Raw genomic sequence first — 7,965 nt, 5'->3', positions numbered from 1 at the left:
TAGACTTGTTGGGTAATAAGCTCAAAAATCCTTGAAATCTGCTTGTGGCAAGCTTTTTATTGATTTCTGACCAAAATTATTGAAACCCAGACTCCCTAAGCCTTTCAGCGATTTTAGTCACTATTTCCCGACAACTCTATTGTTTAATGAAAATATTATTTGGTAGAGCGCGTCCAGCACTGTGGAACCATATTATTAAAGTGGGTCAACACAGTTTTCCCAGTGGTCATGCAATGGTTTCAATAGTCATTTACGGTTTTACCAGCTATATTCTGGCAAAGCAGTTTCCTGAATGGCGCTTTCAGATTTATGCCTTGGCTGTTGTCTTAATTGCTGCGATCGGTTTCAGTCGGCTTTATCTTGGAGTACATTGGCTGACTGATGTAACAGCTGGCTATGGGGCAGGTTTATTGTGGTTGATTGCCTGTATTATTAGCTTGGAATTGCAACAAAAATATCGCTTGTCACTAGAAGCAGGCTGATCTAGATGATAGCTATTAAGCTCATCCCACTTCTAAAAAGTGCAAAACTCATTAGAATTTCTCTGGTACAAACATTACAAAAAGTAAATAGATAGCAAGCCCTAGCGTCAACAGTCCTAACAGCCCTAATCCCCAAGATTGACTGCGAGAAAGTTGTTCACCAGTAGCTGCGTAAACCAGAGGTGCAACCACTAGGTTAAAACACATCGCCAGAAATAAATACATTGGCAACTTTTGTTTACGCCATTGACACCAGATTTCAATTATTTTTTTTAATACTTGGGATGCAGCGATGCCTGCGGCGAGCTTCTCTACGAGACGCTCCGCGAACGCTAACGCGTGTTGGATATGAGAGGGTTTCATAGTAAATTAAGACAAAGATAGGATAATATCCTACAGACTAAACCCGGATTTCTCATCAGTGAGAGATCCGGGCCAAGTTTTTATGTGAAGGTATGGGGTTAATTTAAAATCCAAAATTGGCAGAGTCCGAAGTTTAATTCATAACTCAAAACTGAATTTGGCGACAAATTCCAAATGCTGAAGTGTAAGCGTGTAAGAAGGTTCTGCCAGCAACAGGGCCGATTTCACCGCCACAGAAAAAGCCGCCTACAGGAATATCGCTGAGGTAACGGCGAAATAATTCAGAATCGAAATTGGGTTTACCATACAGTCCTTCACCTCGCCCCAGACAAGCAAACATTAAGGCAGCTACGGCAGAGGGTTCAGATTCTCGTTGGGTTTGATAACTTTGGAGTAGTAATTCTAGGTCTTCAGCAGAGGCTTGGGCATCGCGTAGGTGGAATTGCAGCCTTTGACCAGGGCGGACACGATCGCCAATTGCGATCGCCCCAGCTGCTGGATCAACCCCAAGAATACCACGAATTAAAAAGTCTCCCTGTTGCAAAGCCAGCTTAAATTCATCCATTGCCACACCAACAAACAAAGAGTGCTGTGCTAAAGTCCGTTCTTGTTCGCTGAGACTGGCAATCAAATCTCGCAACACCACTAGAGGCACTTGCTCATCTAACTCTAGAATAATATTGCGATCGGCTTTTGTGACTTGCAATGGTTTGCCAATCGGTCGGCATCCTTGGGCTACAATCGTTTCTAAAACAATATTGCCCGTTAAAGCTATACCAACAGTGCCCTCACGATAGAGGCTTTGGCATTTCTCGCCTTCAGTATCATTACAAAAAAGAGCAACACGACCACCCATACCTCCACCACTAGCCTGTCCTCCCACTATCACCGATCCTGGATAAGCAAAATCTAACCCCTGCAACAAATCGTTGATTCCAGAGGCAAAGGAACTAGACAGCAAGATAAACTGGGGTGTCGGTGATGCTGGCACACCGATCAAATCAACCCAAGCATCTGGAGAACTGTCTAAGTCAGGTAATTCTTCAGCAACAACATGAAAGACTTGAACCTTTACCCCTGGAAGATGTGCTAAGGTCAAGCTGATAGCTGGTTCAGCTTCCAGTTCTTGGGTTTCTCCGCTAACTGTCGTGCCAATAACGCCCCCACCACTACAGCCAATTAGCACTGGCACAGAAAGTTTTTCAGTTAACAAGGGTAACAATCGAGAATACTCACTCGCAAAAGCAGACGAAATGAATACCAGTCCTAGATCCGCAGGTGCTGTTAACGATGAGACAGCTCGTTCCACCACATCTGTAACGGCGGCTTCCAGAGAATGACGGGTTGATAGGGCATTTGCCCACTGCATTTGGTCTGCCATGAGTTTTGAGCTTCTTTATCTTTTTGGGCTAGTAAGTTTTGATTTTTTATTTTGGGAAGAATTGCATCCGACAAAAATGAGTACGGGCCTTTTGTCTCCTCCATTCCAAGAAGTTGGAGTTGTCATTCCCTAATAGATGCATCTAAATATATTGTATGATTGTTTATCTATGGTACTAATTCCACAAAATCTTAAAAAATAAAGATGAATGCATTATAGATGCGGCAGTTTACTGTAATGGTTATAAATCAACAGGCTAAAGTACTAACTTATTAGCTCAATGGTTAGAATGGTTAGTAATCAAACTAAAATCTGCCATTTCTGAAGCTTTTCTATACTAGTATTAACAACAGACAACGAGACTAAAGCAATGACCAACATCCAAGAAACTGCAAAGGGCGACATCCAAGAGAAAATTCAAGAAGAAGTAGAACAAGCGCGTACTGTCTGTGACATTAGCGGTAGCAACTCACCAGAGTGTGCTGCTGCTTGGGATGCAGTAGAAGAATTGCAAGCCGAAGCTTCCCACAAGCGCCAAAACAAGCCAAAGAATTCTCTAGAACAGTATTGCGATGACAACCCAGATGCAATTGAATGCCGGGTTTACGACGACTAAAAATTTGAACTAGTTAATTTTGTGTTCGTTTGTCACCGAGCAACCAGGATTTACTTATTGAAATTTCGCACTTTTACGTTACTCGCGGCTGAAATCCTACTCTCGCTCTTTCATCAATTTCTACAACGAGTAAAAAATTGGTGAAATATCTGGAGTTATGGATGTATGAGGATTAAACTTTGAGAGTTTTTATCTTAAAAGGAAACCTTATATATCCAAAAAAATTGAAATTTTGTCCGTGAGTATCAAGTATATAGCTGCTAGGTGGGTTTTAAACAGGCTCCCTGATGCTACTACACATAGGTGCAAAATTTAAGTTAAGGATCTTTGAGTTGCTTGTTTTTTTTGCCAAATTAGAGAGATTGAAAAAAGTAAATTAGACAATCTACCATCTAATACCTTTTCCGAAAATCTTTGTAACAAATGAATTGGCTCTAGGGGCGTACATTTGTATGCCTTTACAAACGTGTTTATAGTATAAATTACATGAAATGGTAAGCTGTCACCCATCTAACTTGCACATTTTTTTGTGTTGACTGTTGACTGCTGACAGTTAACTGTCAACGGTCAGCAGTCAACAAACCTGATGAGTTATTGTGTAATTTAAAGGCGTAATAGCTTATGAGTTGGGGAACCACTTCTTTGCACAAAGAAGTTAGAGCGCAGTCTTGAGACTAGACATTGAGCTTTGTGCTTTGATTAAACTGTTATGTAATATAGATAGACTACTAGCTAGCTAATAGCTTACAGGTTTGTCAGTTATAGATACTTGCTCTTAGTTAAAATGTTTTATTTATCATTTGAGAAAAACTATGGACTATAGCGTTTGGTTTCGCCCTTTCGTCTGGATTGATTACCGATTGGCAGTATTATTCCTGGTAATTATTCCACTAATTCTTCTGGTTTGGGCATTTGTGCAAAAAGCGGAAGGCATACAACGCTTGTTGACTATATACTGGCGAGTATCAAGCCTGGTAGCAATCACGATTTATTTAATGATTGCCCAGTATCCAGTTAGCTTTGTATCTGGGTTGATAGGTCAGATTTTGATCCCGATTTCGTTGTGGTTCTGGGTAGATATCAACGATGAAATTGAGTATCAAACCAATGGCTCTTTGAAATTAATTTTTACCTCTTGGCGCTGGGCTACAACTGTTTATTGTATTTTGGGTACATTAGCCTTTATCCCATTTTTGGGTTGTGCTTTTTCTGGCAATATGCTGAAGACTCCCTATTGTAGCGTCTGGTTTGAGGCTCCGTTGCTATTCAAAGAATATTTCCATGCTAATAGCAAGGCTGATTTCTTAGGTTTTCTTGGCATAACTAGTTTAATAATTTATGTGCTTTACTTAAGCTACTTTGTTCTGATTAAGTTGGGCAAGCAAGGACGTTCAGCTACACCACAGTAACCGTTGCTGCCCCACCGTACCTCTAATCTTAAAAAAATGAATTCCATTGGTAAGCGACTGGAACAATACACTGCTAAACGCCCCCAAGAAGTCCTACTTGTAACGGTGGAAATTGCTGATGAGCAAGATACAATTGCTGTTTTCAAAGGCTTTTCTAGTTCTTTGATGCGCCCCACGGCATTTGATGCAGATGTACCAGTTCTTCCAGATGGGGGAAACATCCTCAATATTGACCGAGTAGCCAGTCCTTATAATCCTGAAGCACCCCGTTATATTCAACAAGGACTCTCTTGGGAAGCTATGGAAGCTCTATTGTCAGAAGTGGGAGTCTAAGTACTTCTTAGACAAATAATTAGTTAATCTACAAATAACGAGCGCGGAGGGATTTGAACCCCCGACCCACAGAACCGGAATCTGTTGCTCTATCCACTGAGCCACGCGCCCTTAGTCTTCCACATTATAATAGCACGTCTGTGATAAAATTTGCAGCCTAGAGCAACTTGGTTTCTGAGTTAAAGATAATTGGCTGGGTTTACGGGTGTACCATTCCGACGCACTTCAAAGTGGAGGTGGGGGCCAGTTGATAAACCCGTGGAACCGACAGCAGCGATCGCTTGTCCGCGTTCAACTGCTTGTCCCTCAGAAACATACAACTCGCTGCTATGTCCGTACAGTGTTGTAATACCATTGCCGTGGTTGATAATTACAGTTCTGCCATAACCACCATACCAGCCAGCAAAAATTACTGTTCCCGAATCGGCTGCCCGAATTGTACTACCATAGCTAGCGGCAAAATCTAACCCGGCGTGAAAGCGACGATAGCCAAGAACAGGGTGCATCCGCCAACCGAAGGGACTGCTAGTAGAAGCATCGCTAGGATATGCCATTACACCAGTTCCCCGGATAATAAAACTTGTCCGGCTGTTGGCTTTTGCTTGCGCCTCTTCTGTTGCTCTAGCTTCTGCTACCTTTTGTTGAATCAAGACTTCCAAATTTTGGGATTCCCTCTCTAGCTGGTTTTGCGCTGCTTCGAGAGCGAGGCGATCGCTATTAAGACGTTGAATCAATTCTGATTGTGACTGTGCCTGGTTTTGATAATCGGATTTTTGTGCCAGCAGTTGCTCACGAATTAAGGCAATTTCGTTTTTTTGCTGTTCTACTTCCGTTTTTTGTTGATTTATCAGCTTTGCTTGTTGGTTGAGTTTTACCAAAATTTGTTCGTCTGCCTGATACACTAACTTCAACTGATGACGACGGCTGAAAAAGTCGCTGATATTTTGACTTTGGAGCAAAACTGCCCATCCAACAGATGCAGGCGATCGCTGGAGATAACGCAATCGTGCTACTGTTGCTATTTGCCGCTCCTCATAGGAACGTTCCGCTACTATTAGATCAGTTTCCAACTGCTGGAGGCGTTGGGTGGCGAGTTGTAATCGTGATTCGCTCTCTTGAATATGGCTATCTGTAGTTTGCAGATTTTGTTTTAAACCAGTCAGGTGTTTTTGGGCCTCTTGTTGGAGATTTGTTAAGCGGTCGCGATCTTTAGCCACACTCTGACGCTGCTGGTTCATTTGTTGCTGCTGTTGTCGCAAAGTATCAATAGATCCTGTGGATGTTGCGTGAACTGGAATTAATGCCAAATAAATCCACAGAATGCAGCAAAATGCAATAGATAAATACCCAAAAATCTGCTTTTTTCTTATAAATCGCGCTCTCATAGCGTGAAGCCCAACCAAAACAATGCTTTCAAACACTATGAGGATTATTCCCAAAATCTGATTCACCCACTCCAACGCATGATTAAATTGTCTGCCAAGTTGTAACACAAAGATTCCAGCGATGTCAGCATTAAGCAGTTAGTTCATTTATGAAGGAAGGGTTTTGAAATCTGCTAAAGTTTCAGTTACCCTAAAACTCATAACTCAGCACTGGCTCAACCATAGCTATCCGCTAACAGGAATTAGGACTGATGCAAAACAGGCAAGAAAAAATTTCGCAAGTGATAGTGACTGCTGTGCAGATGCGCGATATTGAAGATCGGATCTTTGCAGCAGGAATGCCTGTAGTTGCTTTGATGGAAAAGGTGGCGGGATTAATTGCCCGTCGCATTCAAGAGATCCCCCCAACCCCCCTTAAAAAGGGGGGCTACATCCTTTCAAACACACCGTTCTTAAGAATATCGGCGCAGGCGGGGGGATCTCGTGTTGGAATTCTTGTCGGGCCGGGTCATAATGGCGGGGATGCTTTAGTAGTAGCCCGTGAATTACACTTTCGCGGATATGAAGTTTGGATTTATTCTCCTTTCTCTAAGCTCAAAGAATTAACTTCGCAGCACTTGCAGTATGCTCAGAGTTTGGGCATTCCAATTTATCAAACAATTGAGCAACTGCCAGATTCTGATTTGTTGATTGATGGCTTATTTGGGTTTGGTTTAGAAAGAAACCTTACTGATCCTATTGCCTCTGCAATTAATCAGCTAAATGAATTGTCTGTGCCGATTTATAGTATCGATTTACCTTCAGGTTTACACACTGACACAGGCGAAGTATTGGGAACTGCCATTCGCGCCACTTACACATTTTGTTTGGGTTTATGGAAATTAGCTTTCTTCCAAGATCAGGCGCTGGAATATATTGGGAAAGCTGAGTTAATCGATTTCGATATTCCTTTAGCTGATGTAGAAGCTGTTCTAAAAGATGCATCCAGGATTAAAAGTATTACACCAGCAACGGCACTTGCTAATTTACCCCTACCCCGTCCATCAGTCACCCACAAATATAAGGAAGGACATTTATTGTTGATTTGCGGTTCGCGGCGCTATGCAGGTGGTGCAATTTTAACTGGTTTGGGTGCTAGGGCTAGTGGTGTGGGAATGCTTTCGATCGCTGTACCCGAATCACTGAAATCTCTTTTGGTGTCACACTTGCCAGAAGCGCTAATTGTCGGTTGTCCAGAGACGGAAACTGGAGCGATTGCCCACCTACAATTACCAGAAAAAACCGAACTGAGTTCCTTTAATGCGATCGCTTGTGGCCCCGGTTTAACACGAGATGCTACGCCCATTGTGCAAGAAGTCATAGAAAGCGAACGCCCTCTAATTCTCGATGCCGATGGTTTAAATATCTTGGCACAAATGGGAGCGATCGCCACGTTAAAAAAACGTCAAGCCATAACCGTACTCACACCCCACACTGGCGAATTTGAAAGATTATTTCCTGATATCCCCGATGCTAAACATGACAAAGTGAAAGCAGTACAAAAAGCAGCCGTACAAAGTGGGGCTGTGGTGTTGTTGAAAGGGGCAAGAACTGTGATCGCAAACCCTCAAGGTGTTGTTTGGATCATTCCTGAAAGTACACCCGCCTTAGCACGCGGCGGTAGCGGTGACGTTTTAACTGGATTACTGGGTGGATTGTTAGCGCAAGCAGCAACTAAACAGATTCCGGTAGAAGATATTGTGGCAACTGCTGCTTGGTGGCATTCGCAAGCTGGTATTTTAGCAGCCCAAGAACGTACCGAATTAGGTGTAGATGCGTTTACATTGACACAATATTTGATGAAAGTTTTGGCAATGTCTTCTAAATATATGTTTGATTGCTAAAAAAGATGCAAGTAATGGATAGGTTAAAACTTTCAAATATCCTCTAAGGGAACTCCAAGAAATAAATTATCCAATTTTTGGATTTCACTACGACTTTCCCTCCCCCTGCCCCC

Annotated in this window: 7 protein-coding genes, 1 tRNA gene and 1 pseudogene; 5 read left to right on the top strand and 4 right to left on the bottom strand. The window is 42.4% G+C overall.

What is annotated here, in order from left to right; all coding sequences use genetic code 11:
• Positions 1-92 precede the first annotated feature (92 nt).
• Positions 93-482, top strand: a pseudogene (locus H6G26_RS35875) (phosphatase PAP2 family protein); the annotation flags it as partial.
• A gap of 51 nt (positions 483-533) precedes the next feature.
• On the opposite strand, the gene H6G26_RS43270 reads toward H6G26_RS35875, so the two are convergent.
• Together H6G26_RS43270 and H6G26_RS35865 are read right to left on the bottom strand one after the other, a co-directional pair.
• Positions 534-707: a potassium-transporting ATPase subunit F gene (locus H6G26_RS43270; protein WP_242054162.1), complete on the bottom strand. Its 174-nt coding sequence runs from the start codon at positions 705-707 to the stop codon at positions 534-536.
• Positions 708-990: 283 nt separating this feature from the next.
• Positions 991-2,226, bottom strand: a complete 1,236-nt coding sequence (locus H6G26_RS35865) for an FIST N-terminal domain-containing protein (protein ID WP_190736108.1) — start codon at positions 2,224-2,226, stop codon at positions 991-993.
• A 370-nt stretch (positions 2,227-2,596) separates the two neighbouring features.
• Here H6G26_RS35865 and H6G26_RS35860 point away from each other — a divergent pair, with 370 nt between their 5' ends.
• The 3 genes from H6G26_RS35860 to H6G26_RS35850 all read left to right on the top strand — a co-directional run bounded on the left by H6G26_RS35860 (position 2,597) and on the right by H6G26_RS35850 (position 4,584).
• Entirely contained in the window at positions 2,597-2,842 is a 246-nt protein-coding gene (locus H6G26_RS35860) for a Calvin cycle protein CP12 (RefSeq protein ID WP_190736106.1), read from the top strand.
• Positions 2,843-3,654: 812 nt separating this feature from the next.
• A complete protein-coding gene (locus tag H6G26_RS35855) occupies positions 3,655-4,251 on the top strand; it encodes a DUF3177 family protein (protein ID WP_190736104.1) in 597 nt (198 codons plus the stop codon).
• A gap of 36 nt (positions 4,252-4,287) precedes the next feature.
• A complete protein-coding gene (locus H6G26_RS35850; RefSeq protein ID WP_190736102.1) occupies positions 4,288-4,584 on the top strand; it encodes a hypothetical protein in 297 nt (98 codons plus the stop codon).
• Positions 4,585-4,622: 38 nt separating this feature from the next.
• On the opposite strand, the gene H6G26_RS35845 is transcribed toward H6G26_RS35850, so the two are convergent.
• Positions 4,623-4,695: transfer RNA gene (locus tag H6G26_RS35845), tRNA-Arg, on the bottom strand.
• Between the two features lie 68 nt (positions 4,696-4,763).
• Positions 4,764-5,969: a M23 family metallopeptidase gene (locus H6G26_RS35840; protein WP_190736112.1), complete on the bottom strand. Its 1,206-nt coding sequence runs from the start codon at positions 5,967-5,969 to the stop codon at positions 4,764-4,766.
• 251 nt (positions 5,970-6,220) lie between these two features.
• On the opposite strand from H6G26_RS35840, the gene H6G26_RS35835 reads away from it, so the two are divergent.
• Positions 6,221-7,852, top strand: coding sequence for an NAD(P)H-hydrate dehydratase (locus H6G26_RS35835; RefSeq protein WP_190736099.1), 1,632 nt, complete (start codon positions 6,221-6,223; stop codon positions 7,850-7,852).
• The last annotated feature ends 113 nt before the right edge of the window (positions 7,853-7,965 follow it).

This window comes from Nostoc sp. FACHB-888 (assembly GCF_014696655.1).
Classification (GTDB): Bacteria; Cyanobacteriota; Cyanobacteriia; order Cyanobacteriales; family Nostocaceae; genus Nostoc.
This window is presented reverse-complemented; position numbering and strand designations above follow the sequence as displayed.

What these genes read in the sequence shown, in the direction of transcription:
- H6G26_RS35865 (WP_190736108.1), bottom strand. Translation starts at nt 2,226, where the DNA reads ATGGCAGACCAAATGCAGTGGGCAAATGCCCTATCAACCCGTCATTCT.
- H6G26_RS35835 (WP_190736099.1), top strand. Translation starts at nt 6,221, where the DNA reads ATGCAAAACAGGCAAGAAAAAATTTCGCAAGTGATAGTGACTGCTGTG.
- H6G26_RS43270 (WP_242054162.1), bottom strand. Translation starts at nt 707, where the DNA reads ATGTATTTATTTCTGGCGATGTGTTTTAACCTAGTGGTTGCACCTCTG.
- H6G26_RS35855 (WP_190736104.1), top strand. Translation starts at nt 3,655, where the DNA reads ATGGACTATAGCGTTTGGTTTCGCCCTTTCGTCTGGATTGATTACCGA.
- H6G26_RS35850 (WP_190736102.1), top strand. Translation starts at nt 4,288, where the DNA reads ATGAATTCCATTGGTAAGCGACTGGAACAATACACTGCTAAACGCCCC.
- H6G26_RS35840 (WP_190736112.1), bottom strand. Translation starts at nt 5,969, where the DNA reads ATGAGAGCGCGATTTATAAGAAAAAAGCAGATTTTTGGGTATTTATCT.
- H6G26_RS35860 (WP_190736106.1), top strand. Translation starts at nt 2,597, where the DNA reads ATGACCAACATCCAAGAAACTGCAAAGGGCGACATCCAAGAGAAAATT.